The 25578-nt window shown below is 71.8% G+C and carries 26 protein-coding genes; 3 read left to right on the top strand and 23 right to left on the bottom strand.

Going from position 1 to position 25578, the window contains the following annotated elements; genetic code table 11:
* Positions 1-32 precede the first annotated feature (32 nt).
* Positions 33-647, top strand: a complete 615-nt coding sequence (locus ABTW95_RS01085; RefSeq protein WP_396449349.1) for a cob(I)yrinic acid a,c-diamide adenosyltransferase — start codon at positions 33-35, stop codon at positions 645-647.
* A 110-nt stretch (positions 648-757) separates the two neighbouring features.
* Positions 758-1687, top strand: coding sequence for a DUF4097 family beta strand repeat-containing protein (locus ABTW95_RS01080; protein WP_396449348.1), 930 nt, complete (start codon positions 758-760; stop codon positions 1685-1687).
* 59 nt (positions 1688-1746) lie between these two features.
* Here ABTW95_RS01080 and ABTW95_RS01075 read toward each other — a convergent pair whose 3' ends face one another.
* The 14 genes from ABTW95_RS01075 to ABTW95_RS01010 form a co-directional block, all read right to left on the bottom strand.
* On the bottom strand, positions 1747-3270 hold the full coding sequence (locus tag ABTW95_RS01075) for a M28 family peptidase (protein ID WP_396449347.1): 1524 nt from the start codon (positions 3268-3270) through the stop codon (positions 1747-1749).
* Positions 3271-3439: 169 nt separating this feature from the next.
* Complete coding sequence (locus tag ABTW95_RS01070) at positions 3440-3904, bottom strand: DUF2550 domain-containing protein (RefSeq protein WP_396449346.1); 465 nt, start codon at positions 3902-3904, stop codon at positions 3440-3442.
* Between the two features lie 36 nt (positions 3905-3940).
* Positions 3941-4327, bottom strand: coding sequence for a F0F1 ATP synthase subunit epsilon (locus tag ABTW95_RS01065; RefSeq protein WP_396449345.1), 387 nt, complete (start codon positions 4325-4327; stop codon positions 3941-3943).
* Between the two features lie 154 nt (positions 4328-4481).
* Complete coding sequence (gene atpD / locus ABTW95_RS01060; protein ID WP_396449344.1) at positions 4482-5912, bottom strand: F0F1 ATP synthase subunit beta; 1431 nt, start codon at positions 5910-5912, stop codon at positions 4482-4484.
* Between the two features lie 2 nt (positions 5913-5914).
* Positions 5915-6811, bottom strand: a complete 897-nt coding sequence (locus tag ABTW95_RS01055) for a F0F1 ATP synthase subunit gamma (RefSeq protein WP_396449343.1) — start codon at positions 6809-6811, stop codon at positions 5915-5917.
* A gap of 5 nt (positions 6812-6816) precedes the next feature.
* Complete coding sequence (atpA, locus tag ABTW95_RS01050; RefSeq protein ID WP_396449342.1) at positions 6817-8451, bottom strand: F0F1 ATP synthase subunit alpha; 1635 nt, start codon at positions 8449-8451, stop codon at positions 6817-6819.
* 63 nt (positions 8452-8514) lie between these two features.
* Positions 8515-9336, bottom strand: a complete 822-nt coding sequence (locus ABTW95_RS01045) for a F0F1 ATP synthase subunit delta (RefSeq protein ID WP_396449341.1) — start codon at positions 9334-9336, stop codon at positions 8515-8517.
* Between the two features lie 103 nt (positions 9337-9439).
* Positions 9440-9997, bottom strand: a complete 558-nt coding sequence (locus tag ABTW95_RS01040) for a F0F1 ATP synthase subunit B (RefSeq protein WP_396449340.1) — start codon at positions 9995-9997, stop codon at positions 9440-9442.
* Positions 9998-10029: 32 nt separating this feature from the next.
* Positions 10030-10266 carry an ATP synthase F0 subunit C gene (gene atpE, locus ABTW95_RS01035; protein WP_089330861.1) on the bottom strand — a complete coding sequence of 79 codons (237 nt, stop codon included), beginning with the start codon at positions 10264-10266 and terminating at the stop codon, positions 10030-10032.
* A gap of 98 nt (positions 10267-10364) precedes the next feature.
* On the bottom strand, positions 10365-11159 hold the full coding sequence (gene atpB, locus ABTW95_RS01030) for a F0F1 ATP synthase subunit A (protein ID WP_396449339.1): 795 nt from the start codon (positions 11157-11159) through the stop codon (positions 10365-10367).
* A gap of 70 nt (positions 11160-11229) precedes the next feature.
* Entirely contained in the window at positions 11230-11454 is a 225-nt protein-coding gene (locus tag ABTW95_RS01025; RefSeq protein ID WP_089330863.1) for an AtpZ/AtpI family protein, read from the bottom strand.
* 84 nt (positions 11455-11538) lie between these two features.
* The gene (locus tag ABTW95_RS01020) at positions 11539-11955 is read right to left on the bottom strand and encodes a Cg1360 family ATP-synthase-associated protein (RefSeq protein ID WP_396449338.1); all 417 of its coding nucleotides are present in this window, start codon (positions 11953-11955) and stop codon (positions 11539-11541) included.
* A 219-nt stretch (positions 11956-12174) separates the two neighbouring features.
* On the bottom strand, positions 12175-13329 hold the full coding sequence (locus ABTW95_RS01015; protein ID WP_396449337.1) for an MraY family glycosyltransferase: 1155 nt from the start codon (positions 13327-13329) through the stop codon (positions 12175-12177).
* 157 nt (positions 13330-13486) lie between these two features.
* Positions 13487-14518 carry a DUF2207 domain-containing protein gene (locus tag ABTW95_RS01010; RefSeq protein WP_500223508.1) on the bottom strand — a complete coding sequence of 344 codons (1032 nt, stop codon included), beginning with the start codon at positions 14516-14518 and terminating at the stop codon, positions 13487-13489.
* A gap of 227 nt (positions 14519-14745) precedes the next feature.
* Between ABTW95_RS01010 and ABTW95_RS01005 the strand changes: the two genes are divergently transcribed.
* Positions 14746-15177 (top strand): hypothetical protein, encoded by a 432-nt coding sequence (locus ABTW95_RS01005; protein WP_396449335.1) that lies wholly within the window; start codon positions 14746-14748, stop codon positions 15175-15177.
* Between the two features lie 89 nt (positions 15178-15266).
* Here ABTW95_RS01005 and ABTW95_RS01000 read toward each other — a convergent pair whose 3' ends face one another.
* From ABTW95_RS01000 to thrC, 9 genes are all read right to left on the bottom strand, one after another.
* Entirely contained in the window at positions 15267-16142 is an 876-nt protein-coding gene (locus ABTW95_RS01000; protein WP_500223506.1) for an L-threonylcarbamoyladenylate synthase, read from the bottom strand.
* Between the two features lie 92 nt (positions 16143-16234).
* Positions 16235-17098, bottom strand: coding sequence for a peptide chain release factor N(5)-glutamine methyltransferase (gene prmC, locus ABTW95_RS00995; protein WP_396449333.1), 864 nt, complete (start codon positions 17096-17098; stop codon positions 16235-16237).
* Positions 17095-18159, bottom strand: coding sequence for a peptide chain release factor 1 (prfA, locus tag ABTW95_RS00990; protein WP_396449332.1), 1065 nt, complete (start codon positions 18157-18159; stop codon positions 17095-17097). The genes prmC and prfA overlap by 4 nt, the downstream gene beginning before the upstream one ends.
* 117 nt (positions 18160-18276) lie before the next feature.
* The gene (gene rpmE, locus ABTW95_RS00985) at positions 18277-18495 is read right to left on the bottom strand and encodes a 50S ribosomal protein L31 (RefSeq protein ID WP_396449331.1); all 219 of its coding nucleotides are present in this window, start codon (positions 18493-18495) and stop codon (positions 18277-18279) included.
* A gap of 174 nt (positions 18496-18669) precedes the next feature.
* On the bottom strand, positions 18670-19323 hold the full coding sequence (locus ABTW95_RS00980; RefSeq protein ID WP_396449330.1) for a response regulator transcription factor: 654 nt from the start codon (positions 19321-19323) through the stop codon (positions 18670-18672).
* A 77-nt stretch (positions 19324-19400) separates the two neighbouring features.
* A complete protein-coding gene (locus ABTW95_RS00975; protein ID WP_500223502.1) occupies positions 19401-20804 on the bottom strand; it encodes a sensor histidine kinase in 1404 nt (467 codons plus the stop codon).
* A gap of 260 nt (positions 20805-21064) precedes the next feature.
* Positions 21065-23101, bottom strand: coding sequence for a transcription termination factor Rho (gene rho, locus ABTW95_RS00970; RefSeq protein ID WP_500223500.1), 2037 nt, complete (start codon positions 23099-23101; stop codon positions 21065-21067).
* Positions 23102-23557: 456 nt separating this feature from the next.
* Positions 23558-24505: a homoserine kinase gene (thrB, locus tag ABTW95_RS00965; protein ID WP_500223498.1), complete on the bottom strand. Its 948-nt coding sequence runs from the start codon at positions 24503-24505 to the stop codon at positions 23558-23560.
* Positions 24502-25569, bottom strand: coding sequence for a threonine synthase (gene thrC, locus ABTW95_RS00960; RefSeq protein ID WP_500223496.1), 1068 nt, complete (start codon positions 25567-25569; stop codon positions 24502-24504). Before thrC ends, thrB begins: the two co-directional genes overlap by 4 nt.
* Positions 25570-25578: the final 9 nt, after the last annotated feature.

The raw sequence follows: 25578 nt of genomic DNA, 5'->3' as shown, positions 1-25578 counted from the left end.
GCTTCTGTATCCGGCAAGGCTAGGCTCCTCATATGGCGAAGAACAGGGACAACCCCGTCGTGCTCTCGCGGATCTACACCCGGACGGGCGACGACGGAACCACCGCGCTCGGCGACGCGTCGCGGACCCGCAAGACCGATCCGCGCCTCGCCGCCTACGCCGACGTCGAGGAGGCCAACGCCGCGATCGGGACGGCCCTCGCGCTCGGCGCGCTGCCGGAGAACGTGGCGACGCTGCTGACCCGCGTCCAGAACGACCTGTTCGATGTGGGCGCCGACCTGTGCGCGCCGGTCGTCCCCGAACCGCAGTACCCGCCGCTGCGCGTCGAGGAGTCCTACATCGAGCGGCTCGAGCAGGCGTGCGACGAGCACAACGCCGAGCTGCCGACGCTGCGCAGCTTCATCCTCCCGGGCGGGACGCCCGGCGCCGCCCTCCTGCACGTCGCGCGGACGGTGACGCGCCGCGCCGAGCGCTCGGTCTGGGCGGCGATCGAGACGCACGGCAGCGCGGACGAGGTCGCGGAGAACGGCGTGAACCCGCTCACCGCCAAGTACCTGAACCGCCTGTCGGACCTGCTGTTCATCCTGTGCCGCGTCGCGAACGCCGAGCACGGCGACGTGCTGTGGAAGCCGGGCGGCGAACGCTGAGGGTGGGGCTAACCCCACCCCCGGATGACCGGCTCCCCACCTGGTGACGGCGTCTCGTCCGGGCCAGGCTTGTCATGTACGAGGGCATGGCGACCAACGGGAGAGACCACGTGAGGACCCTGACGGGCACGGCCGTGGCGGCGGTGGCGGCGGTGACGCTGACGGCCTGCGGCAACCTGAGCTTCGGCACCCGCCACGAGGACCGCTCGTTCGCCGCGCCGGCCGGCGTCACCGCGCTGAAGGTCCAGGCGAACGGGGGCCGGGTCGAGGTGACCGCGTCCGACTCCCCCGGCATCACCGTGCGGGAGCGGCTGCGCTGGTCGAACGACAAGAACAAGCCGCGGGCGAAGCACTCCTTCGAGGGCTCGACGCTCAAGCTGTCGTCGAAGTGCGGCACCCAGGTGATCGGGTTCTCCCCGTGCGGCGTCTCGTACCGCATCCGGGTGCCGCGCTCGACGCCAGTGCAGATCGACAGCCGGGACGGGACGGTCATCGCCTCCGGGCTCACCGGGGCGGTGAAGCTGCACAGCGCCAACGGCTCGATCACCGCGACCGGCCTGCGCGCCACCACCGCGTCCCTGAGCTCGAAGGACGGGTCGGTGCGCGTCTCGGGCCGCGCCGACACCGCCGACCTCCGCACCGACAACGGTTCGGTGGACGCGACCGGGCTGACGGCCGGCAAGGTCACGGCCCGCTCCCGCGACGGCCGCATCCGCATCAGCGGGAACGTCACCACCGCCGACCTCCGCACCGACAACGGGAGCATCGACGCGCCCGGGCTGACCACCGACCGGATCACCGCCCGGACGAAGGACGGCGGCATCGTCCTGCGCCTGACCGCGTCGCCCGCGAACGTCGACGCGACGTCCGACAACGGCTCGATCAATCTGCGCCTGCCGACCGGTGAGGGCTACGCGTTCGACGTGTCCACCGACAACGGCAGCCGGCGGATCGACCCGGCCGTCCACGAGGACTCCCGTTCCGGACGCCGGATCAAGCTCACCACCAAGGACGGCAGCATCCGCGTCGCACCGAACTAGCCGGCCGGGCGGGGCCGGCGGAGCAGGCGGGCAGGGCTGGCGGAAGCGGGCGGGCAGGGCTAGCGGAGCAGGTAGGGGCCCTGCCGCACCGGCTCGTAGGACGCCGCGGCGGGCAGGGCCAGGCGGGCGCCGCCGTTGACCGCGACGGTCGTCTCGGCCAGGTGCTGCAGGACGTGCGCGACCCCGTCGGCGTTCGTGTCGAGCAGCTTGAGGTCGACGTTCTTCAGCCGGTCGCACCCGGCGTGGTAGCAGGGGTCGTACGCCTTGCCGGCCCGCCCGCCGAACGCCTTGGCCTCCGCGGCGGTCTTCACGCCCTCGGCGCCGGTGGCGATGCCGCCCGCCGGGATGCCCCGCTCGATGAACGGCCCGTAGTCCGAGCGCCCGTCGAACGCGCTCTCGGCCGTCGGCAGGCGGCGGCCCTTGAAGTAGTCGCGGAACATCTTCTCGATCGCCCCGGACCCGGCGGGCGCCCGCGTGCCGCCGCCGGTGGAGTGGTCGCCGTCGTACACGCCGCGGGTGCCGTTCGGCGAGCCGAGCATGTCGAGGTTGATGTTGAGGGCGATCTTCTCCCGCTCGTACGCCGGCAGCGACGCCACGTAGTGGGCGGAGCCGCGCAGGCCCTCCTCCTCGGCGCCCCACCAGGCGAACCGCACCCGGTTCCGCAGGCCCTTGCCCAGATCCTTGATCTTGCCCGCGATGGCGAGGAGCGCGGCGGCGCCGGTGCCGTTGTCGTTGATCCCCGCGCCCGCCGGGACGCTGTCGAGGTGCGCGCCGACCAGCACCACGTTGCCGGCGTTCCCGCGCTCGGTGTCGGCGACGACGTTGGCCGACGTCCGCTCGCCGTGCGCGGTGTCGGTCTTCACGCGCAGCTTCAGGCCGCCCTTCCTCGCCTCCTTCGCCAGCGCGGCGCCCAGCTCGTGCGTCAGGCCGACCACCGGGATCGCGGACGGCTTCGACACCGTCCCGATGATCGGCCCCTTCTCCCCCGGCTTGTTGAACACGGCCACGGCGGACGCGCCCGCCGCCTTGGCCCGTGCCGCCTTCGTCCGGAAGGTGCAGCCCCCGCGCTGGAGCAGCGCGATCGAGCCCTTCTTGAAGCCCTTGAAGTCGCCCTTCTCGCAGCCGCTCGTCCCGTCCCCCTTGGCCGGGACGTCCACCGCGGCCGCGGGCCCCGTCACGTCGCCGGACCCCGAGTAGGCCATGGTGAGGAAGTCCTTCTCCCGCTTGTAGGACTTCTTGGACGGCGCCGTCCGGGCGAACACCGCGTCCGACCTCTCCCGCCAGTACGGGTAGGAGAACTTGTGCACCTTCGGGGTGAGACCGGCCTTGCGGAGCCGCCCCACGACGTACCGCACCGAGACGTCATAGCCGGGCGTGCCCGCCGCGCGGTTGCCGCCGTTGTAGTCGGCGATCTCCTGGAAGGCCGCGAGGTGCGCCCTCATGTCCTTCAGCGTCACCAGCTTCGCGAGATCGGGCCGGGCGGGCGCGGCGCCCGCCGCGGGCAGCGCCAGGGGAAGGAACAGCGCGGGCAGCGCCACGGCGGTGCCGGTGACGAGGTTGCGGCCGGTGATCAGCTTGCGCACGTGCACTCCAGCGGACGGGAACGGAGCGGACCAGCAGCGATCCTCGACCCGCGCCCCGCCCGCCTCAAGCAGCGGCGGCGCCGCAACGCCAACTCGATACCGGCGCCTTACCCGCTCATTCCGCATCCCCCGGTCCAGGGCGCCGGGCCGCCGGAGGGCGTGGGCGGGGTCATTCGGGCTGGTGCAGGTCCACGGGAAGCCCCGGCGGGGCCGCCTCCAGCCACGCCAGGAACCCGGTCAGCGCCGCCGCGCCCATCGCGAGCTCCACGATCAGCGAGCCGTCGCGCACCTCGATGACGCTCACGTCCGGCAGCAGGCCCTCCGCCTCCTCCGGGCCGGGCACGCGGCGGTTCGACACGACGAGGCCCCGGCGGTGGATCACCTGCCGGGGCCTTCTGCGGAAACCGAACACGCGGTGCCAGTGCAGCTCATCGCCCTTGTACCGGCCGATGCCGAGCCGCCACACCCCCGGAGCTCCGCCCTCCGGGGACACCTCGCGCAGGCTGCACTCCACGGTGCCGCCGCCGCGCGTGAACAGCCAGCGGCGCACCGCCATGCAGACGAACAGGAGCGCCGCCACGACGACGAGCGCGGCCAGGGCACCGCCCACGTCCAGTGCCAGGTGCTCGCCCACTTCCCCCGCCGTCCGTCGAACTCCAGACCTCAGATGCTAGGCCTCGATGCCCGCCGCGCGAAGCCGGGCGCGCGCGCGCCGCTCGGGTGTCGCGTCCTCGCCCTCCAAGGCGAGCGCGTCGTCCAGCGCCCGGCGGGCGGCCTCGACGTCGATCTCGTCGCCCAGCTCGGCCTGCTCGGCCAGCACCGACACCTGGTCGGCGGCGACCGAGAAGAACCCGCTGCCGACCGCCGCGGTGATCGGCTCGCCGCCGTCCGCCGGCTCGATCTTCACCACGCTGCCGTCCAGCAGGACGCCCAGCACCGGGGCGTGGCCCGGCAGGATGCCGAGCGACCCCTCGATGGTCTGCGCGACCACCATCTTGGCCTCGCCGGACCAGATCTCGCGTTCAGGCGAGACCAGCCCGACCCTCAGATTTGCCACGCCTGTCTCCTCATTCTGTTCATCCGGCATGTCCCGAGAAGCCCCGGGAGCCGAACCTCCGAGGATGAAAAAGGGCTCACCGGAGCCGATCCGGCGGGGCCGCCCCCGGGCGCGCGGTCGGACGCGCTGCCCCGGGACGGCCCCGCCGCAGCGGTTACTTCTCCAGCTCCCTGGCCTTCTTCTCGACGTCCTCGATGCCGCCGCACATGAAGAACGCCTGCTCGGGCAGGTGGTCGTACTTGCCCTCGGCGAGCGCCTTGAACGAGGCGACCGTCTCGTCCTTCGGCACCGTCACGCCGGGCTGGCCGGTGAACTGCTCGGCCACGTACATCGGGTGCGACAGGAAGCGCTCGATGCGCCGCGCCCGCTGGACGGTGACCTTGTCCTCCTCGGACAGCTCGTCGATACCGAGGATCGCGATGATGTCCTGCAGCTCCTTGTACTTCTGCAGGATCCGGATGACCTCCTGGGCGACCTCGTAGTGCTCGTTCCCCAGGATCTGCGGGTCCATGATCCGCGAGGTGGAGTCGAGCGGGTCGACCGCCGGGAAGATGCCCTTCTCGGAGATGCCCCGCGACAGCGTCGTGGTCGCGTCCAGGTGCGCGAACGTGGTGTGCGGCGCCGGGTCGGTGATGTCGTCGGCGGGCACGTAGATCGCCTGCATCGAGGTGATCGAGTGACCGCGCGTCGAGGTGATCCGCTCCTGCAGCACGCCCATCTCGTCCGCCAGCGTCGGCTGGTACCCCACCGCGGACGGCATGCGCCCGAGCAGCGTGGAGACCTCCGAGCCGGCCTGGGTGAACCGGAAGATGTTGTCGATGAACAGCAGCACGTCCTGGCCCTGGACGTCGCGGAAGTACTCCGCCATCGTCAGCGCCGACAGCGCGACGCGCAGCCGGGTGCCCGGCGGCTCGTCCATCTGGCCGAACACGAGCGCGGTGTCCTTGAGGACGTCCGCCTCGTCCATCTCCACCCACAGGTCGTTGCCCTCGCGGGTGCGCTCGCCGACGCCGGCGAACACCGAGGTGCCGCCGAAGTTGCGGGCGACGCGGCGGATCATCTCCTGGATGAGGACGGTCTTGCCCACACCCGCGCCGCCGAACAGGCCGATCTTGCCGCCCTTCACGTACGGGCACAGCAGGTCGATGACCTTGATGCCGGTCTCCAGCATCTCGGTCTTCGACTCCAGCTGGTCGAACGCCGGGGCCTTGCGGTGGATGCCCCACCGCTCGTTGATCTCCAGCGACGCGGTCGGGGCGTCCAGCGCCTCGCCGAGGGCGTTCCACACGTGGCCCTTGGTGATGTCGCCGACCGGGACCGCGATCGACTCGCCGCTGTCGAACACCGGCGCGCCGCGGACCAGGCCGTCCGTCGGCTGCATCGAGATGGCCCGGACCATGTTGTCGCCCAGGTGCTGGGCGACCTCGAAGGTCAGGGTCTTCTCCTCGCCGCCGAGCACGACCTGCGCGTTGAGCGCGTTGTAGATGTCCGGGAGGGCGTCGGCGGGGAACTCCACGTCGACGACCGGGCCGATGACGCGTGCGACGCGCCCGGTCGCGGTCGCCGTCTCTACCTGTGCAGTCATTATCACTCCCCGCCAGACTCGGCGAGCGCGTCAGCGCCACCGACGATCTCGCTGATTTCCTGGGTGATCGCGGCCTGCCGCGCCTGGTTCATCTGGCGCGTGTAGACCCCGAGCAGTTCGTTGGCGTTGTCGGTCGCCGACTTCATGGCCCGCCGGACCGACGCCTGGAACGACGCCGCCGACTGCAGCAGCATGTGGAAGATGCGGCTCTCGACGTAGTTGGGCAGCAGGAGGTCGAGCGCCGCCTGCGCGGACGGCTCGAACTCGTACGCCGGCGGGACCGCGCCGGACTCGCTCTCCTCGATCTCCAGCGGCATCAGCCGCTTGACCTGGACGGTCTGGGTCAGCATCGAGACGAACTCGGTGTAGACCACGTGGATCTCGCCGACGCCGCCCTCGGCGTCGGTCTTGAGGAAGTCCTCGGTGAGCCGGCGGCCGATCTGCTCCGCGTTCGCGAAGTTCGGGCGGTCGCTGAACCCGTGCCAGGTCTGCGCGACCTCCCGGCCCCGGAACCGGTACCAGGTGATGCCCTTGTTGCCCACCACGTACGGGACCGGCTCGCGGCCCTCGTCCCGCAGCGCCCTGATCAGCGCCTCGGCCTCGCGGATCACGTTGGCGTTGTAGGCGCCGCAGAACCCGCGGTCGCTGGTGACGACCAGGACGGCGCTGCGGGTGTCGGCCGGCTGCTCCCGCAGGAGCGGGTGGTCGATCCCCACGTGGTGGCTCACCAGCGCGGTCAGGGCCTGCGTGATCTGGTCGGCGTACGGCTTGGACGCCGTCACCGCCTGCTGGGCCTTGACGATCCGCGACGTGGCGATCATCTCCTGGGCGCGCGTGATCTTGGCGGTCGACTTGACCGTCTTGATCTGCTGCCGGAGTTGACGAAGCTGTGCGGCCATCGGCGTCAGTCCTTCTTGACGCGGGTGATGGTCTCCTGCTCGACGTCCTCGGCCTCGATCGGTTCGACGGGCTCCTCGGCCAGCAGGTCGCCCTCGCTGGTCTGGAAGCCCTTCTTGAACTCCGTGATGGCGTTCTTGAGGCTGGTGAGGCCGTCGTCGGAGAGCTTGCCCGTCTCGCGGATGGAGGTCAGCAGGCCGCCCTCCTCCCGCTCGATGTAGTCGAGGAACTCCCGCTCGAAGCGGCGGATGTCGGCGACGGGCACGTCGTCCAGCTCGCCGGAGGTGCCCGCCCACACGGACACGACCTCCTGCTCGACCGGGAACGGGTTGCCCTGCGGCTGCTTCAGCAGCTCGACCAGGCGGGCGCCGCGCTCCAGCTGGGCGCGGGACGCCGCGTCCAGGTCGGAGGCGAAGGCGGCGAACGCCTCCAGGTCGCGGTACTGCGACAGCGCCAGGCGCAGCGTGCCGGCGACCGTCTTCATCGCCTTGATCTGCGCCGAGCCGCCGACCCGGGACACCGAGATGCCGACGTTGATCGCCGGCCGGACGCCCTGGTTGAACAGGTCGGTCTCCAGGAAGCACTGCCCGTCGGTGATGGAGATGACGTTCGTCGGGATGTACGCCGACACGTCGTTGCCCTTGGTCTCGATGATCGGCAGGCCGGTCATCGAGCCGCCGCCCATGTCGTCGGACAGCTTCGCGCAGCGCTCCAGCAGCCGCGAGTGCAGGTAGAAGACGTCGCCCGGGTACGCCTCGCGGCCCGGCGGGCGGCGCAGCAGCAGCGACACCGCGCGGTACGCCTCGGCCTGCTTCGACAGGTCGTCGAACACGATCAGGACGTGCTTGCCCTGGTACATCCAGTGCTGCCCGATCGCGGACCCGGTGTAGGGGGCGATGTACTTGAAGCCCGCCGGGTCGGACGCCGGGGCCGCCACGATCGTGGTGTACTCCAGCGCGCCGGCCTCCTCCAGGGAGCGGCGGACGTTCGCGATCGTGGAGCCCTTCTGGCCCACGGCGACGTAGATGCAGCGCACCTGCTGCTTCGGGTCGCCGGTCGCCCAGGCTTCCTTCTGGTTGATGATGGTGTCGACGCAGACGGTCGTCTTGCCCGTCTGCCGGTCACCGATGATCAGCTGCCGCTGGCCCCGGCCGATCGGCGTCATCGCGTCGATCGCCTTGATGCCGGTCTGCAGCGGCTCGTTCACCGACTGCCGCTGCACGACCGTCGGCGCCTGCAGCTCGAGCGCGCGGCGCTCGGTGGTCTCGATCGGGCCCTTGCCGTCCAGCGGGTTGCCCAGCGCGTCCACGACCCGGCCGAGGAAGGCGTCGCCGACCGGCGCCGACAGGACCTCGCCGGTCCGCCGGACCTTCTGGCCCTCCTCGATGTTGCTGAACTCGCCCAGGACCACGGCGCCGATCTCGCGCACGTCCAGGTTCAGAGCCAGGCCACGGGTACCGTCCTCGAACTCGAGGAGTTCGTTCGCCATCGCGGAGGGCAGGCCCTCGACGTGGGCGATACCGTCGCCGGAATCGACGACGGTGCCGACCTCTTCGCGCGCGGCGGCCTCGGGCTCGTACGACTGGACGAAGCGCTCCAGCGCGTTCCGGATCTCGTCCGGACGGATCGTCAGCTCCGCCATGATTCCTCTCTTGCTCCCTAAAAGGTCAGCTCGACCGGCTGAAGGGTCGGCCCTACCGGCCGCTCAGCCGGCGCCCAGCCGCCGGCGGACGTCGTCCAGCCGTCCGGCGATCGTGCCGTCGATGATCTCGTCCCCGATCTCGATCGACAGGCCGCCGATCGTGCTCGGGTCGATCTCGATGTTCAGGTGTACTTCGTGCCCGTAGGCGGCGGCGAGCACCGCGGCCAGCCGCGTCCGCTGCCGCGCCGACAGCTCGGTCGGCGTCCGGACGAGCGCGACGAGCCGCTGCCGGCGCTGGGCGACGAGCTTGCCGTACTCGGCGAGCCCACCCTCCAGGCTACGTCCTCTCGGACGCAGCACCAGCTCGGTGACCAGCGTCAGCGTCGCCGCCGTGACCTTGCCCTCCAGCAGCGCCGTGACCAGGCCGAGCTTGCGGTCGTCCGGCAGCCCCGGGCCGGCCAGGGCGCCGCGCAGCGCGGGCTCCCCCTCCACGACCCGGGAGAACCGGAACAGCTCGTCCTCCAGGTCGTCGATCTCGCGGGCGGCCTCGGCGCGGGCGGCCTCGGCGGTGACCGCGAGGGCCTCCACCGCGTCCGCCAGCTCCGACGGCTTCGACCAGCGCAGCCGGACGACGTCGGCGACCAGCCCGAGAGCGGCCGGCGACACCTTGCCCTCCAGCAGGATCTGGACGAGCTGCGCCTTGTCGGCCCCGTCCCGCGCCGGGTCGGAGACCGCCCGCCGCAGACCGTGCTCGCGGTCGATCAGGTGCAGCACCGCGAACAGGTCGCCGCCGAGCTCGGCCAGGTCGGCGGAGGGAATCACGGCCTCCAGCCGGTCCTTGGCCTCGGCCAGCGACGCCCTGCTCACCGCTCCCGTGATGGTCATGACGCCGCCCGGTCTGGACTGAGGAGCGAGGTACGAGCGAGGAGGGAAGACCGGGCGTGGAAGCGCCGTGACCGGTCGTGCCGGAGGCGCGACATCAGATAGGTCATGATGTGATCTGCTCCTGCGTGCGGGCGCGGCTCTCCAGCTCCTCGAGGAACCGGTCGACGACCCGGCTCTGCCGCGCGCTGTCCTCAAGGGACTCGCCCACGACGCGGCCGGCGAGCTCGACCGACAGGGCGCCGATCTCGGCGCGCAGCGACTGCAGCGCCTGCTGCCGCTCGGCCTCGATCTGCTTCTTGGCGTCCTCGACGATCTTGCGCGCCTCCGCCTGGGCCTTCTCCTTGGCCTCGGCGATGATCTGCGCGCCCTGCTCCTCGGCCTTGCGGCGCTCGTTGGACGCCTCGACCGCGGCCGCCTTCTGCTGGGCCTTGTACTGGTCGAGGACCTGCTGGGCCTCCTTCTGCGCCTGCTCGGCCCGCTCGAGGCCGCCTTCGATCGCCTGGGTCCGCTCCTCCAGCGTCTGCTGCAGACGCGGGACCAGGATGCGGCCCAGGACGATCATGACGACCAGGAACGAGAAGATGCCGACGACCAGCTCGTACGGGTGCGGGACGAGAGGGTTGTTCTCCTCCGCCGCTAGGACGGAAGCTGCTGTGATCATGTCTGCAGCCCTTCCTCAGTTGGAACCCGTGGTCAGATGCCCTGGAAGATGAAGGGCGCGACCAGACCGATGAGGGCCAGCGCCTCGGTGAGGACGAAGCCCAGCAGCATGTTGGTGCGGATGACGCCGGTCAGCTCCGGCTGGCGGGCGATGGCGTTCACGCCCTGACCGAAGATGATGCCGATGCCGATGCCCGGGCCGATGGCCGCGAGGCCGTAACCGATCGAGGTGACGTTGCCTTCGACTGCGGCGAGGACGGCTCCCGTCATGGGTTCATTCCTTTTCTGTCGGCCGGCGGACGCTCCGCCGGTCTGGGCTAACGAGGTTGTCTGCGCCGGCCCGGCACCGGGGCCGGACCGAAGGGGGCTCAGTGGTCCGCTTCGAGGCCGCTCTGGATGTACATCGCGGCGAGCATCGCGAACAGGAACGCCTGCAGGAACTGGATCAGCAGCTCCAGCGCGGTCAGCAGGATCGTGACGATCACGCCGACGACTCCGACGCCGAACCCGAGCGCGGTGGGCTTCTCGAAGATGAACCAGAAGCCGACCAGGCTGAAGAACGCCAGGATCGTGTGGCCGGCGAACATGTTGGCGAAGAGCCGGACCGCGTGGGTGAAGGGCGCGAGGATGAACGTCGAGAGGTACTCGATCGGCACCAGCAGGATGTAGACCGGCAGCGGCAGGCCCTTGGGGATCATGTTGGTGAAGTACTTCACCGGGCCCTGGTGCTTGAAGCCGAGGTAGACCTTGACGATGTAGACGAACACCGCGAGGACGACCGGGAACGCGATGTGCGACGCGACCGGGAACTGGATGATCGGGACGACCGCGAAGATGTTCCAGAACCAGATCAGGAAGAACAGCGACATCAGCATCGGCATCCACCGGTCGGTGTTCTTGCCGAGGAACGGGCGGGCGATCTCGTCCCGCACGAACATGTAGCCGATCTCACCGATGTTCTGCAGGCCGCGCGGCACGAGCTTCGGCTTGGCGAACGCCATCCAGAAGAGGACGCAGACCAGCAGGGTGCCGACGACCGAGAAGACGACGGGCTTGGTCAGCCACTCCGGGCCGCCGGCGAACAGGGGCGGGAAGTCGAACAGCTCCGGGCCCGGGGCTTTGAACTCTTCTCCCCCGGTGGCGAGGACCGTCAGCGCGTTCACGCGGCGTTCCCTTCATCAATGTGGTGATGTTTCACGAAGGCTTCCTCGGCGGCTTCCTCGGCGGGGCCGCTCAGGAGGAGTGGCTGCCGTACTTCAGGTAGACCAGGTAGATGGCGAGCCCGGCACCGATGATCAGGCCGATGGGGATCAGCCAGGTCTGGTGCGTCCATGCGGACAGCAGCCACCCGATGCCGCCCCAGATGATCATCCCGGAGAGAAGGTAGCTGGGCACGGACCAGGCGACGTCGGCGAATTCCCGCTGGCCGTCCTCCGGCCGGGGCTTCTGCTCGCTCATCGCGTTCCGGACGATAGCAGGCCACCCGCGCGGTGGTCATATTGGAGTAGTCCCTTTGGGCAGGCGCCGTCCGCGGGGCCTGCATCACGGGCTCCGGTCCAGGACGTTCTCGGGCTCGTCAATGTAGGGCCTCCGCTGCAGGGCGACGCGGAACTCGGCGGCGATCCAGAGCAGCGCGAGGCCGATGACCGTCCAGCCGAAGACCGTGGTGTTCCAGATGGAGACGCCGTCCATCGCCGTGACCAGGACCATCACCGCGAGGATCTTCACCGCGTAGCTGGCCAGCGCGGCCAGCATCATCGTCTGCGCGGAGTACCGGGAGGCCCACGAGACCACCAGCGCGCTGATCGAGAAGAACGCGATCACCACGACGGAGGCGAGCGCCGCCGCCAGGGCGCCCTTGGCGCCGGCGGTCAGCAGGCCGGTCAGCACGGCGGCCACCCCGACGACCGAGGTCGGGATCGCGGCGCCGCGGAGCATCCTGGCGTCGGAGGTGTGCATGAGGGCTCCGGCTGGTCACGGTCAGTGGTCGTCTCTTGTTCGTGAAAGGTATCACAAGCGTCCGGAATGTCCACAATTACCCTAGAGGTAATGCGGATCCGGGAACCGGGAGGCTACCTCCGGTGAGGCTAGCACCTGGACTTTAGCCCAGCTCAGCGAATGGTTCCGCCGCATCGCGCCGGTGCGGGGCGGCGGGTCTCCCGCCGCCGGCGGGCGGAGTCAGACCCGCATGGAGGGGCGCTGGGCGGGGTGGTCGCCGGTGCCCGGGTCCGCGGGGGGCTTCCTGCGGCGCGGCTTGCGGAGCATCAGCACGACCCCGGCCGTCGCGACCAGCAGCGTGACCCCGAGGGTGATCCACGCGGCGTCGAACAGCGCCAGCCCGACCAGCCCGGAGGCCAGCAGCCCCACCCAGAAGTACATGATCAGCACGGCCCGGCGGGTGGAGTGGCCGAGCTGCAGCAGCCGGTGGTGCAGGTGCTGCTTGTCCGGGGAGAACGGCGACCGGCCCTGGCTGGTGCGCCGCAGCACGGCGAGCAGCATGTCCATGAACGGGACCGCGGCCACCGCCGGGATCAGCAGCACCGGGACGAAGAACGGGAACAGCCCGTTGGCGAGGATGGCCGGGTCGAACTGCCCGGTCAGCATGATCGTGGACGCGCTCAGCAGCAGCCCGATCAGCATCGAGCCGGTGTCGCCCATGAAGATCTTGGCGGGGCTGAAGTTGTGCGGCAGGAAGCCCGCGCACATCCCGAACAGGACCGCGGCGATGAGCGTCGCGCCGGTCAGCGTGGTCAGCCCGTTCGTCCTCGACAGCAGGTAGGCGTAGGAGAACAGCGCGAGCGCGGCGATCCCGACGACGCCCGCGGCGAGGCCGTCCAGGCCGTCGATGAAGTTCACCGCGTTGATCGTGGCGACGACGATGAAGACGGTCAGCGGCACCCCGTAGGCGGGCGGCAGGGACAGCGACTCGCCCGTCGGCAGCGGGATCACGTAGATCTGGATGCCCTGCATGATGAAGATCCCGGCGGCCGCGACCTGCCCGGCGAACTTGGTGAGCGCGTCCACCTCCCACCGGTCGTCGGCGATGCCGATCAGCACGATCAGCCCGCCCGACAGCAGCAGCGCCTTGGCGACGCTGATGTCGCCGTCGTCGAGGACCTTGCGCATCTCCGGCAGACCGGTCGCGACCACCAGCGCCGCCACCATCCCGCCGAACATCGCGAGACCGCCCAGCCGGGGCGTCGGGATGACGTGGACGTCGCGGTCGCGCGGGACGGCCTGCGCCCCGAACCAGACGGCGAACCGGCGCACCGAGGGGGTCAGCAGGTAGGCGACGAGGGCGGCGACGAGGATCGTGAGCAGGTACTCCCGCACTCCCCTGCGCCTCCTCTCACCGATCGCCGCCGCCGCGGTGCCCCGTCCGGCGCGTCCCGACCACCGGGCCGTCCTCCCGTTAGACGACCGGCCGCGGCGATCTGTTCGCACCGCGACCGACCAACTGTAGACCCACCCGGCGGCCGCCCGCTGCCGATCAGCCCGCCCGGGCGCGGTGCGCGCACATGATCCCCGCGCCGACGATCACCAGCGCGAGGCCGGCGAGGCACCGGTCGCCGAGCGAGAACGCCCACAGTCCCCGGGCCGCCACCTCCTCCCCCGCGTCCGCGGCGATCAGCAGCAGCCCGCCCGCGATCAGCCCGATCCCGGCCCGCCGGCGCGGGGCGGGGCGCCGCGCCACCAGCGCCACCGCCGCGAGGGCCAGGGCCAGCGCCGCCGTGCCCGGCCAGTCGCCCGTCCAGCGCGGCGGGACGTAGCGCGGCGGGGCGACCGCGATCGCGTGCTTGGGCAGCCGCACCCGGATCTTCATGCCCTCGTGCGGGGCGAGCATGCTCTGCATGAAGTCGACCGCGTACGGGCCGTCGCGGTCGCGCACGCACCGGGTCGTCGCGCCCGGGGTTCCCGCCCGGCAGGTCGCGTGCCGCAGCGGGACCGGCGCCTCCACCCGCACCGCCGCGTTCCCGATCGGGACGTCCCACGCCCTCCCGATCGCGTCCCAGACCAGCTCGTCGTAGCGGGCGCGGGGGGTGAACGCCCGCCCGACCTCGTACTCGATCACGTACGCCTGGCGGCCGCGGACCTCGCGGCGCCGGTCGCCGACGCTGATCCGCACGTCGTGCCAGAACCGCGTCGTCCGGGCCCGGGACGGCGCGCCGGTGGAGGAGCTGGTGCGCACGTTCCGCACGTCGTAGACCCGGTCGCCGACGCGGAACGGCACGTGCCGGACGATCCCGTGCTCGCCGCTCCGGTCGAAGTCGTAGGTGATCGTCTCCCGGACGTACAGGACGCCGTCGGAGCCGAGCGTGAGCACGATGTCGTAGGTGGCGATGCTCTCGCCGACCGCCGGCCCGGCCGGCGGGACGGTCCCGGAGACGCCGGGCGCCGGCTCGGCGGAGTGCGCGGGCTCGACGGGGTGCGCGGGACCGGCGGCGTGCGCGGGCAGCACGAGCACGAGGATCGGCAGCAGGAGGCCCGCGAGGATCGCGGGCCCCTGGACACGGCCACGCACGCCAGGCATGGTTCCACTAGTTGCCATGATCGTGTCGGCGTAACGTTCCGGCGGCCGTGCGAACCCGGTCCTGGACCCTTGGACGCGCCCGGACCCCGATCGGTTCGCGGTACCGCGAACATCGTCCATCCCTGGTCAGCCTGTAAGCCCACCATAAGGGTGACCATGCGGGCACTGCTAAGTTATCGGCTGCTAACCCCCCGAAACACACGAGCCTGGAGGGACCTATGCGGCGAATCGCTGCAGTAGCCCTGGCCGCCGGCACCGTGATGGCCGGCATGGCCGTCGCGGGCGCCCCCGCCGAAGCCGCGGCCGCCAAGAGCTGGAAGCCCTACAACTCCTACAGCGGCATCGACGCGTGGGGCACCTACACCCGCAGCGGTGGCAAGACCTACGTGAAGGGCTACCTCCGCGACACCAAGAAGAACGGCTGGACCGCCTGCGTCCGGTTCCTGTTCACCGAGGGCAAGAAGCAGTACTGGTCGCGCTTCAAGATCATCGGCGTGACCTCGGGCGGCACGAAGTACAACTTCGACGGCAAGGCGACCGTCAAGATCAGCGTGAGCTCCAGCTACAGCAGCCACCTGTGGGTGCAGGAGTGCGGCCGGAACAAGAAGACCGGCAAGTACTACTACGGCAAGGGCAAGAAGCTCTTCTGAGCCACGGAGTAACGCCTGTCGACACAGGCCCCGCCCGGCCCGGCGGGGCCTTTGCGCCGTCCGGCGGCGGGCGCGGCCCCGCCCGCGGGTCAGCTCGCCTGATCGTTCTCCTGCCGAGAGGGCTTGGCGGCGGGCTTGGCGGCGGACCCGGCCGGCTCGGCAGGCTCGGCGGCGGGCTCGGCGGGCTCGGCGGGCTCGGCCGACTCGGCGGCGGGCTCGGGGAGGTCGGCGGCGGGCTCAGCGGGGGCTGCGGGGGCCTCAGCAGGCTCTTCCTGCGCTTCCGCGGGCGCGTCCTTGGTAAGGGAGGGCTTGGACGGTGCGGGCGCAGAGGCGGGTTCTGCGGGCTCGTCCTCGTCGGTCAGCAGGACGCCCACCACGGACCGCAGCTTGTCCAGCGGGATGGCCCCTTCGCGGAGGACGCGCGGGACGGGGCCGGTGAGGTCGAGGATCGTGGACGGGTCGGCGTGCCCCGACACGCCGCCGTCCAGGTAGACCGAGACCGAGTCGCCGAGCATCTTCTCGGCCTCCTCGGCGCTGCGGGCCGGCGGCTGCCCGCTCAGGTTCGCGCTGCTCACCGCCAGCGGGCCGGTCTCCTTGAGGACCTCCACCGCCAGCTCGTGCATCGGCATGCGGACCGCGACGGTGCCCTTGGTCTCGCCGAGGTCCCAGATGAGGTTGGGGTTGGCGCGGCAGACGAGGGTGAGCGCGCCCGGCCAGAACTCGTCGATGAGGTCCTGCCCGTAGGTGCCGAGGTCCTCCACGAGGGCCGTCGCGGCCCGCACGGACCCGACGAGCACCGGCGGGGGCATCTCCCGGCCGCGGCCCTTGGCCTCCAGCAGGGCCGCCACGGCGGGCGCCACGAACGCGTCCGCGCCCACCCCGTACACGGTGTCGGTCGGCAGGACGATCAGCTCGCCGCGCCGCACGGCCGACACGGCCTCGGCGATCCCGCGAGTGCGCTCCATCGGTTCAGAGCAGTCATAACGTCGGCTCACGGTCGCCCGTCTTCCCATCTGCGCGGCGCTCATCGATCTCGGCACCGACCAGGATAGCGGGGCTAATCCGCGGCGAGCCGGGCCGTCACGAAGCGGTCCCGGTCGGTGAGGTCGCGGCGGTTGCGCACGTCCCGCCAGCCGTTCTCCTCGGCGAAGATCCAGTAGACGCCGTTGCCCTGCAGGTCGCTGTGCTCGACGGCCGCGTAGCCGCCGGGGCGGAGCAGGCGGCGCGCGGTGCGCTCGATGACGCGGATCGCGTCCAGGCCGTCCTCGCCGCCGCCCCACAGCGCGTCGGCCGGGTCGTGGTCGCGGACGTCCGGCGGGACGTGCTCCCACTCGCTCATCGGGATGTACGGGGGGTTGCTGACGACCAGGTCGACGGTGCCGTTCAGCTCGGGGAGGGCGGTGGCGAAGTCGTCCAGGTGGAGGCGGACGCGGCCGCGCTCGTCCAGCTCCTCGACGTTGCGGGTCGCGTGCACGAAGGCCGTCGGGTCCTTCTCGACGGCGTGGACGCGGGCGCGCGGGGCCTCCAGGGCGATCGAGAGGGCGATCGCGGCGGAGCCGGTGCCGAGGTCGACGACGAGCGGGTCGCGGACGTCCATGTCGCGGAGGGTCTCCAGCGCCCAGCCGGCCATCACCTCGGTCTCGGGGCGCGGCACGAACACGCCGGGCCCGACCTTCAGTTCGAGGTAGCGGAAGTAGGCGCGTCCGGTGATGTGCTGCAGGGGCTCGCCCGCCTCGCGCCGGGCGACGTACTCCCAGAAGCGGGCGTCGAACGCGCTGTCGGGGACGCAGTGCAGCTCCGAGCGGCGCACCTGGTGCACGGCCGCCGCCAGCTCCTCGGCGTCGGCGCGCGGCGAGGCGGCGCCCGCGTCGGCGAGGCGGGCGGTGGCCCTGGCGATCTCGTCGAGCAGCAGGTTTCTCATGATTTCTGGGCTTCGGCCAGGCGCCGCTCCATGTCCGCGTCGACGAGCGCCTGCGTGACGTTGTGGAGGTCCCCGTCCAGCACCTGGTCGAGGTTGTAGGCCTTGTAGCCGACCCGGTGGTCGGAGATCCGGTTCTCCGGATAGTTGTAGGTGCGGACGCGCTCGGAGCGGTCGACCGTGCGGACTTGGCTCTTGCGCTCGGCGGCCGCGGCGGCGTCGGCCTCCTCCTGCGCCATCGCCAGCAGCCGGGACCGCAGGATGCGGAGCGCCTGCTCCTTGTTCTGGAGCTGGCTCTTCTCGTTCTGGCACGAGACGACGACACCGGTCGGCAGGTGCGTGATGCGGACCGCGGAGTCGGTGGTGTTGACGCTCTGCCCGCCCGGACCGGACGAGCGGTACACGTCGATGCGCAGGTCGTTGGGGTCGATGTGGACGTCGACGTCCTCGGCCTCGGGGGTGACGAGGACGCCGACCGCGCTGGTGTGGATGCGCCCCTGCGACTCGGTCGCGGGCACCCGCTGCACGCGGTGCACGCCGCCCTCCCACTTCAGCCGCGTCCAGACGCCTTCTTCGGCGCCGCCCTTGGCCTTCACCGCGACCGTGACGTCCTTGTAGCCGCCGAGATCGGACGGGTGGGAGTCGATGATCTCGGTCTTCCAGCCGACGCGCTCGGCGTACCGGAGGTACATGCGCAGCAGGTCGCCCGCGAACAGCGCGGACTCCTCGCCGCCCTCCCCGGCCTTCACCTGGAGGATGACGTCCTTGGAGTCGTTGGGGTCGCGCGGGACGAGCAGGCGGCGCAGCCGCTCCTCCAGTTCCGCGCGGCGCTTCTCCAGGTCGTCGGCCTCGGCGGCGAACGCCGCGTCCTCGCCGGCCAGCTCCCGGGCGGCGGCCAGGTCGTCCTCGGTGGACGCCAGCTCCCGGTGCGTCTCGACGATGGGCCGCAGCTCCGCGTAGCGCTTGCCGAGCTTGCGCGCCAGCGCCTGGTCGGCATGGACGGACGGGTCGGCGAGCCGTTCCTCGATGCTCGCGTACTCACTGATCAGATCGTCGAGATTCACGCTGTGTCCTGACCCGTCCGGGCCCGGAGACGGCGGCCGTCCCCGGTTGCCGACTTCGAAAGGCCCGGGGACCTCGAGTGTCCCCGGGCCGTTCCTGGCATGTGTGCGGCGCTCGCCCTACTTGCCGGCCTTCTTCTTGCCGAAGCGCTGCTCGAAGCGCGCCACCCGGCCACCGGTGTCGAGGATCTTCTGCTTGCCCGTGTAGAACGGGTGGCAGTTCGAGCAGACGTCCGCGTGGATCACGCCGTTCTCGGCGGTGCTGCGGGTCTCGAAGGTGTTGCCGCACGTACACGTCACGGTCGTGACGACGTACTTCGGGTGGATGTCGGGCTTCATCGGTTCTCCTCGCCTAGGGCGGTCGCCGGGCGCCTCCGCGCGCCCACGGTGAAGCCCATGGGAGATGTGGGAAGCGTGAACCGGTACCGCAGCGGTTGCACCTCAAGTGTGCCAGATACCTGAACGTGGCGAGGTCACCGGTCATTCCCGATCTTGGACGGCGGCCGCCGGACGTCACCCGCCGGTGCGCCCCAGGTACGCCAGCACCGCCATCACGCGGCGGTGACCGCCCTGCGCGGGCTGCAGGCCGAGCTTCATGAAGATGTTGGAGATGTGCTTCTCCACGGCGCCCTCGGTGACCACGAGGTCCTCCGCGATAGCCCCGTTGGAGCGCCCCTGCGCCATCAGCCCGAGCACCTCGCGCTCGCGCGGCGTCAGCGACTCCAGCGGGTCGCCGGTGCGGCGCCGGCCGAGCAGCTGGCCGATCACCTCCGGGTCGATGACCGTCCCGCCGGCCGCGATGCGGCGGACCGCGTCGATGAACTCGGCGACGTCCGACACCCGCTCCTTCAGCAGGTAGCCGACGCCCTCCGCGCCGCCGCCGAGCAGATCCGTCGCGTACCGCTCCTCCACGTACTGCGACAGGACGAGGATCGGCGTGCCCGGCCGCCGCTCCCGCACCGCGAGCGCCGCGCGCAGCCCCTCGTCGGTGAACGAGGGCGGCATCCGGACGTCCACGATGGCGAGGTCGGGGGCGTGCTCCTCGACGGTGCCGAGCAGGCCCGGCCCGTCCCCGACCGTGGCGACCGTGTCGATCCCGGCGTCGGCGAGCAGCCGGACGAGCCCTTCGCGCAGCAGCACCGAGTCCTCGGCGATCACAACCCGCATCCACCCATTATGTTGGGCGCCGCCGCGCCGCGCGCCGCCGTGCGGCGCGCGGTCGCGCCGGGCGGGGGCGGCGCCGGTCACCAGGTGCAGGGCAGGTCCGCGCGGATGATGGTGGGGCCGCCGGGCGGGCTGTCCACGATCAGCATCCCGTCGATCGTCGCGGCCCGGTCGGCGAGGCCGGCGAGGCCGCCCTCGGTCCGGGCGACGGCGCCGCCCACCCCGTTGTCGATCACCTCGACGACGACCCAGCCGTCCTCGCGCGCCACCCGGACCGACACCTGCGTGGCGCGGGCGTACTTCGCGACGTTCGCCAGCGACTCGGCGACGATGAAGTAGGCGATGCTCTCCACCGCCGCCGGGGGCCGCTCCGGCAGGTCGACGGTCACCTCGACGGGCACGGGCGCGCGGGCGGCGAGGCCCGACAGCGCCGGGTCCAGGCCGCGGTCGGTGAGGATCGCCGGGTAGATCCCGCGGGCCAGGTCGCGCAGCTCGGAGATCGCCTCCTTGGTGCCGGCGTGGGCCTGCTCGATCAGCGCCCGCGCGCCCTCCGGGTCCTCGTCGAGCTTGGCGCGGGCGCGGCCGATGTCCATCGCCACGGCCAGCAGCCGCTGCTGCGCGCCGTCGTGCAGGTCCCGCTCGATGCGGCGCCGCTCGAACTCGGCGGCGTCCACCCCGCGGGCGCGGCTGGCGCGCAGGTGCTCGGTGCGCCTGCGCAGCTCCACGTTCTCGGCCTGCGCGGGGCTCGGCCCGAGCAGCAGCGCGGCGAGGAAGGCGTGGCCGATCGCCATCGCCCGCGTCGTGTACATCGCGACGGCGAGGAACACCGCGCCCAGGGCCATCACCGGGACGGCCTCCAGCGGGTTGCCCGCCCAGTACGACACGAACGCGAAGTTGATCTCGGCGCCGCCGTTCACCGCGACGATCAGGGGCAGGAACAGCGTCATGGCCGTCGCCCCCCACACCGCCGTCGAGACGACGAACTCGGCCACCGACACCGGGAACAGGACGATGAGGTAGACGAGGTCCTTCCAGGTGGCCGCGTCCACCGCCATGGTCTTGAGCTTGGCCAGCGGGTTGCCGCCCTCGGGCAGCGGCCGGTAGGGGTTCGGCACGCCGACGCCGAACGCCGCCCGGACGAGCAGCCGCTCCAGCATCGCCCCGAACCGCCACGCGATCATCAGCAGCGCCAGCAGCGGCAGCCCCACCCAGATGATCAGCAGCGCGACGGACAGCGACAGCCCGACGGCGAGCACGATGAACCAGCCGAGCCCGAACGCCATGCTGGCGGCCAGGTAGAGCGCGGAACGCCAGGTCACCGACGACCGCACCATCTCGAGCGGCGCCCAGGAGCCGTTCAGGACCGACGGCGCGTCCCCGCCGCCGCGCGTCGCCGCGGCCCACCGCGCCGCGGCCCACCCGACGGCGCCGCCGCCCGTGCCGGATTCTCTGGTCAGCTCGCCCACATCGTCCTCCGTGCCCATTCCAACCTACGGTCCCAGCGTGCCGAGCCGGAGGGCCGGGCACCATGGCGCGGACCGCCGAATGGGGAGTGGGGCTAACCCCACCATGAGCTTCGTCCTCGCCCGCGATTCCGGCCGAGCGGGCACGCGAAGTCGTCCTCCCGGAGGCTCCGGGGGGCAGCGGACACGACAACGCCCCCGCCCGGGTGACCCGGACGGGGGCGTCCACGCTCGTGCCTCAGCACACGGTGCGCCGGTTCGCGTACTTCGAGCCGCGCGCGTCAGCGGTCGTCGGAGACCGTGGTCTTCTGCACCTGGAGCAGGAACTCGGCGTTGGACTTGGTCTCCTTCATCTTCTCGATGAGCAGCTCCAGCGCCTGCTGCGTGTCGAGCGCGTGCAGCACCCGGCGCAGCTGCCAGACGACCCGCAGCTCCTCCGGAGCCATGAGGATCTCCTCCTTGCGGGTGGACGACTGGTCGACGTCCACCGCGGGGAAGATCCGCTTGTCCGCGAGCGACCGGTTGAGCTTCAGCTCCATGTTGCCGGTGCCCTTGAACTCCTCGAAGATGACCTCGTCCATGCGGGACCCGGTCTCCACCAGGGCGGTGGCGAGGATCGTCAGCGAGCCGCCGTTCTCGATGTTGCGCGCCGCGCCGAAGAACCGCTTCGGCGGGTACAGCGCGGTCGAGTCGACACCGCCGGACAGGATCCGGCCGGACGCCGGAGCAGCCAGGTTGTAGGCCCGGCCCAGGCGGGTGATCGAGTCGAGCAGCACGACGACGTCGTGGCCCAGCTCGACGAGCCGCTTGGCGCGCTCGATCGCCAGCTCCGCGACCGTGGTGTGGTCCTCGGCGGGGCGGTCGAAGGTCGAGTGGATGACCTCGCCCTTCACCGTCCGCTGCATGTCGGTGACCTCTTCCGGACGCTCGTCCACCAGGACGACCATCAGGTGGCACTCCGGGTTGTTCTTGGTGATCGCGTTGGCGATCGCCTGGAGCACCATGGTCTTGCCGGCCTTGGGCGGCGACACGATCAGGCCGCGCTGCCCCTTGCCGATCGGCGACACCAGGTCGATGATCCGCGTCGTCAGGATGCCGGGGTCGGTCTCCAGCCGCAGCCGCTCCTGCGGGTACAGCGGGGTCAGCTTGGTGAAGTCGACGCGGGACTTGGCCTGCTCCGGCTCCATCCCGTTGACGGTGTCGAGGCGGACCAGCGCGTTGAACTTCTCGCGCCGCTCGCCCTCGCGCGCCTGCCGGACCGCGCCGGTGATGACGTCGCCCTTGCGGAGGCCGTTCTTGCGGACCTGCGCCAGCGATACGTACACGTCGTTCGGGCCGGGCAGGTAGCCGGTCGTCCGGACGAAGGCGTAGTTGTCGAGGATGTCGAGGATGCCCGCGACCGGGATGAGGACGTCGTCCTCGGTGATCACCGGCTCCTCGTAGCGGTCGCGGCCGCGGCCCCGGTTGCGCTCGCGGAACCGGCGCCCGCGGCGGCCCCGGCCGCCGCCCTCGTCGTCGTCGTGCTGGCCGCCGCCCTGGTTCTGGCCGCCGCGCTGGCGGCCGCCGCCCTGGTCGTTGCGGTCGTTGCGGTCGCGGCCCTCGCCGCGCTCCCGGCCGCCGCGCTGCCGCTGGCGTCCGCCGCCCTCGCGGCCCTCGCGGCCCTGCTCGCGGCCGCCGTCGCGGCCGCCGCCCTGGGACTCGCCGTCCTCGCCGTTCTGGTCGCGGCCCTGCTCACGGCCCTGCTCACGGCCCTGCCGCTCGCCGCGTCCCTCGCCGGCCCCCCGGTCCTGCCTGTCGCCGCGCTGGCGGCCGCCCTGCCGGTCCGCCCGCTCGGCCTTGTCCTGCCTGTCGGCCTTCTCCGCCTTCTCGGCGCCGTTCTTCTCGGCGCCGTTCTTCTCGGCGCCGCCGCCGGCCTGCTTCTCGGCGGCCCTGTCGGCCTGCCCGCCGGCCTGCTCGGCGGCTTCGGCGATGGTGACCTGGTCGTCGGAGACCTCGCGCTTGGCGGCCGCGGTGCGGGTGCGCCGGGGGCGCTCGGTCTTCGCCGGAGCAGCGGCTCCCTGCTCGCCCCCCGCCGAGCCCTGCTCCTGGCCGCCGCCCTGCTTCTCCTGGATGGCGGCGATGAGCTGGCTCTTGCGCATCCCGGTCACGCCGGTGATGCCGAGGCTGGACGCGAGCGCCTTGAGCTCGGGCAGCACCATGGCCGAGAGGCCGGTGCCCGACCGGCGGCGCCGGGGGGTGGCGGGCTCCGCGCCGGCCTGGGCGGCGTCGGCGGGCTCCGTGCTGGGTGCGTCCGTAAGGAGTTCGCTGGATTCGCTCACTAAGGGTCCTTCCCAGGGAGCGGGCGTTGGCCGGCGTTCGGCCAGTCGACCCGGTGGTGCGGCCCGGCGGGGGCGCCGGGACGGGCTCCGCTGATCACGATGGAACCGGGATCTGCGTGTTCTGGGCACAGCCAGATGGTGGACGGGACGTTCCGCTCGTGCGTATCCCCGGTACCGCTTCGTCCGAAGTTGTTTCGCTGGTATGCCTGACAACGGGATGTCACGGTGTCGGGGAGCCTAGTACGCGGGACCGACACGACCGGAGGGCCGAACAGGCGACGCGCGGCTGACGAGCACGCTGCCCCGAACGGGGCATCTGGTGCGGCATTCAGCCTAACATCACCAGGGCACACTGCTATTCCCCAGAGGTCGATGTCTTCGCATTTTACCTAGCGGGATCCGGCCGCGGCCGGGGCCGGCCGGAGCGCCGCGGCGACCCCGCCCACGGTGCCGCGATCAAGCCCGGACCTCGGGTTCTCCGGTCATGACGCGTGCGCCGCGGGTCGCGACGTCCAACGGGTGTATGTGCCACCCTTTACCCACTTCGGGGACCACTGAATCAACTCGTGATGCGTTTGTGAAGGCCAGGACAGTCGGGCCCGCCCCGGAAATCACCGCCGGCACGCCGACGTCGCGCAGCGCCTTGACGAGCGCGGCGGACTCGGGCATGGCGGGCGCCCGGTAGTCCTGGTGGAGCCGGTCCTCCGTCGCGTCCAGCAGCACGTCCGCGGGCAGCCCGGCGGTGAGCGCCGCGATGAGCAGCGCGGCGCGCCCGGCGTTGGCCGCGGCGTCCGCGTGCGGGACGGTCGCGGGCAGCAGGCCGCGGGCCCGCTCGGTCGCCAGCCGGTGCTCCGGGACGACCGCGGTGACCTGCGCGACCCGCGACTCCAGCCGGACGAGGCGGGGGCCGCCCGGCCCCGTCCAGGCGACGGTCAGGCCGCCCGCGAGGCACGGCGCGACGTTGTCGGGATGGCCCTCGATCTCGGTGGCGAGGCGCAGCGCGGCGTCGTCGTCCAGCAGCTTCCCGGCGGGGTGCAGCGCGCGGGCCGCGACGATCGCGGCGACGATCGCGGCGGACGACGAGCCGAGGCCGCGGCTGTGCGGGATCCGGTTGCGGCAGCGCAGCCGGATGCCGGGCGGCCGGGCGGGGCCGGATCCGGCCAGGTCATCGAGGACGCCGAAGGTGCGGCGGAGCACCTTCACGATCAGGTGGCGCTCCCCCCGCTCGGCGACCTCGGCGCCCTCGCCGTCCACCTCGATGGACACCCCGCCGCCGGTCACCTCGACTTCGACGTCGTCGTGGAGGGCCAGCGCGAGGCCGAGCGAGTCGAAGCCAGGGCCCAGGTTGGCGCTCGTGGCGGGGGTCCGCACCAGCACCGGGCCTTCGGTCCAGCCCACGCTCACGCGAGGCCGAGTTCGGAGGCGGCGGCGTGCGCGTCCACCTTGATGGTGGTGGGCGCGGGGGCGCCGGAGATGGCCCAGTCCGGGTCTTTCAGGCCGTTGCCGGTGACCGTGCACACGACCTTCGAGCCCGGTTGGACGGCGCCCTGCTCGCTCGCCTGCAGCAGCCCGGCGACGCTCGCCGCGGAGGCGGGCTCGACGAACACGCCCTCCTCCCGCGCGAGGAGGCGGTAGGCGGCGAGGATCTGCCGGTCGGTGACGGAGTCGATCGCGCCGCCGGACTCGTCCCGCGCCGCGGCGGCCAGGTCCCAGGAGGCGGGGTTGCCGATCCGGATCGCGGTCGCGATCGTCTGCGGCTTCAGCACGGGCTCGCCCTTCACGAACGGCGCCGCGCCGCTGGCCTGGAAGCCCAGCATTCGCGGGGTCTTCGACGCCTCCTTGTCGGCGGCGTACTCCTTGTACCCCATCCAGTACGCGGAGATGTTCCCGGCGTTCCCGACGGGCAGGCAGTGGACGTCGGGCGCGTCGCCGAGCGCGTCCACGATCTCGAACGCCGCCGTCTTCTGCCCCTGCAGCCGGTACTTGTTGACCGAGTTGACCAGCGCGACCGGGTAGTCGACCGACAGTTTCCGGGCCAGTTCCAGGCAGTCGTCGAAGTTGCCGTCCACCTGCAGCAGCCGCGCGCCGTGCACCAGCGCCTGCGCCAGCTTGCCCATCGCGATCTTGCCGTTGGGGACGAGGACCGCGCAGGTCATCCCGGCCCGCACCGCGTAGGCGGCGGCGGACGCCGAGGTGTTGCCGGTGGACGCGCAGATCACCGCCTTCGCCCCGTCCTCGGCGGCCTTGCTGATCGCCACCGTCATGCCGCGGTCCTTGAACGAGCCGGTCGGGTTGGCCCCCTCGACCTTGAGGTGCACGTCGCAGCCGGTCAGCTGGGACAGGCGGTGGGCGGGCACCAGCGGGGTGCGGCCCTCCAGCAGGGTGACGACCGGTGTCCTGTCCGTCACCGGAAGCCGGTCGCGGTACTCCTCGATGAGGCCGCGCCACGCGCGGGCGTTCGGATTCACGTCGGTCTC

Origin of the sequence: Spirillospora sp. NPDC127506, assembly GCF_040302145.1 — a bacterium.
Lineage (GTDB): Bacteria > Actinomycetota > Actinomycetes > Streptosporangiales > Streptosporangiaceae > Spirillospora.
Note: the sequence above shows the minus strand (reverse complement) of the source record. Positions and strands in the feature narration are given on the sequence as shown.

Bases quoted from the DNA above. Each gene is read 5' to 3' on its own strand.
- ABTW95_RS01085 (WP_396449349.1), top strand. From the start codon at position 33: ATGGCGAAGAACAGGGACAACCCCGTCGTGCTCTCGCGGATCTACACC.
- atpD (WP_396449344.1), bottom strand. From the start codon at position 5,912: ATGACTGCACAGGTAGAGACGGCGACCGCGACCGGGCGCGTCGCACGC.
- ABTW95_RS01055 (WP_396449343.1), bottom strand. From the start codon at position 6,811: ATGGCCGCACAGCTTCGTCAACTCCGGCAGCAGATCAAGACGGTCAAG.
- atpA (WP_396449342.1), bottom strand. From the start codon at position 8,451: ATGGCGGAGCTGACGATCCGTCCGGACGAGATCCGGAACGCGCTGGAG.
- ABTW95_RS01045 (WP_396449341.1), bottom strand. From the start codon at position 9,336: ATGACCATCACGGGAGCGGTGAGCAGGGCGTCGCTGGCCGAGGCCAAG.
- ABTW95_RS01040 (WP_396449340.1), bottom strand. From the start codon at position 9,997: ATGATCACAGCAGCTTCCGTCCTAGCGGCGGAGGAGAACAACCCTCTC.
- atpE (WP_089330861.1), bottom strand. From the start codon at position 10,266: ATGACGGGAGCCGTCCTCGCCGCAGTCGAAGGCAACGTCACCTCGATC.
- ABTW95_RS01025 (WP_089330863.1), bottom strand. From the start codon at position 11,454: ATGAGCGAGCAGAAGCCCCGGCCGGAGGACGGCCAGCGGGAATTCGCC.
- ABTW95_RS01020 (WP_396449338.1), bottom strand. From the start codon at position 11,955: ATGCACACCTCCGACGCCAGGATGCTCCGCGGCGCCGCGATCCCGACC.
- ABTW95_RS01005 (WP_396449335.1), top strand. From the start codon at position 14,746: ATGCGGCGAATCGCTGCAGTAGCCCTGGCCGCCGGCACCGTGATGGCC.
- ABTW95_RS01000 (WP_500223506.1), bottom strand. From the start codon at position 16,142: ATGGAGCGCACTCGCGGGATCGCCGAGGCCGTGTCGGCCGTGCGGCGC.
- prmC (WP_396449333.1), bottom strand. From the start codon at position 17,098: ATGAGAAACCTGCTGCTCGACGAGATCGCCAGGGCCACCGCCCGCCTC.
- rpmE (WP_396449331.1), bottom strand. From the start codon at position 18,495: ATGAAGCCCGACATCCACCCGAAGTACGTCGTCACGACCGTGACGTGT.
- ABTW95_RS00980 (WP_396449330.1), bottom strand. From the start codon at position 19,323: ATGCGGGTTGTGATCGCCGAGGACTCGGTGCTGCTGCGCGAAGGGCTC.
- ABTW95_RS00975 (WP_500223502.1), bottom strand. From the start codon at position 20,804: ATGGGCACGGAGGACGATGTGGGCGAGCTGACCAGAGAATCCGGCACG.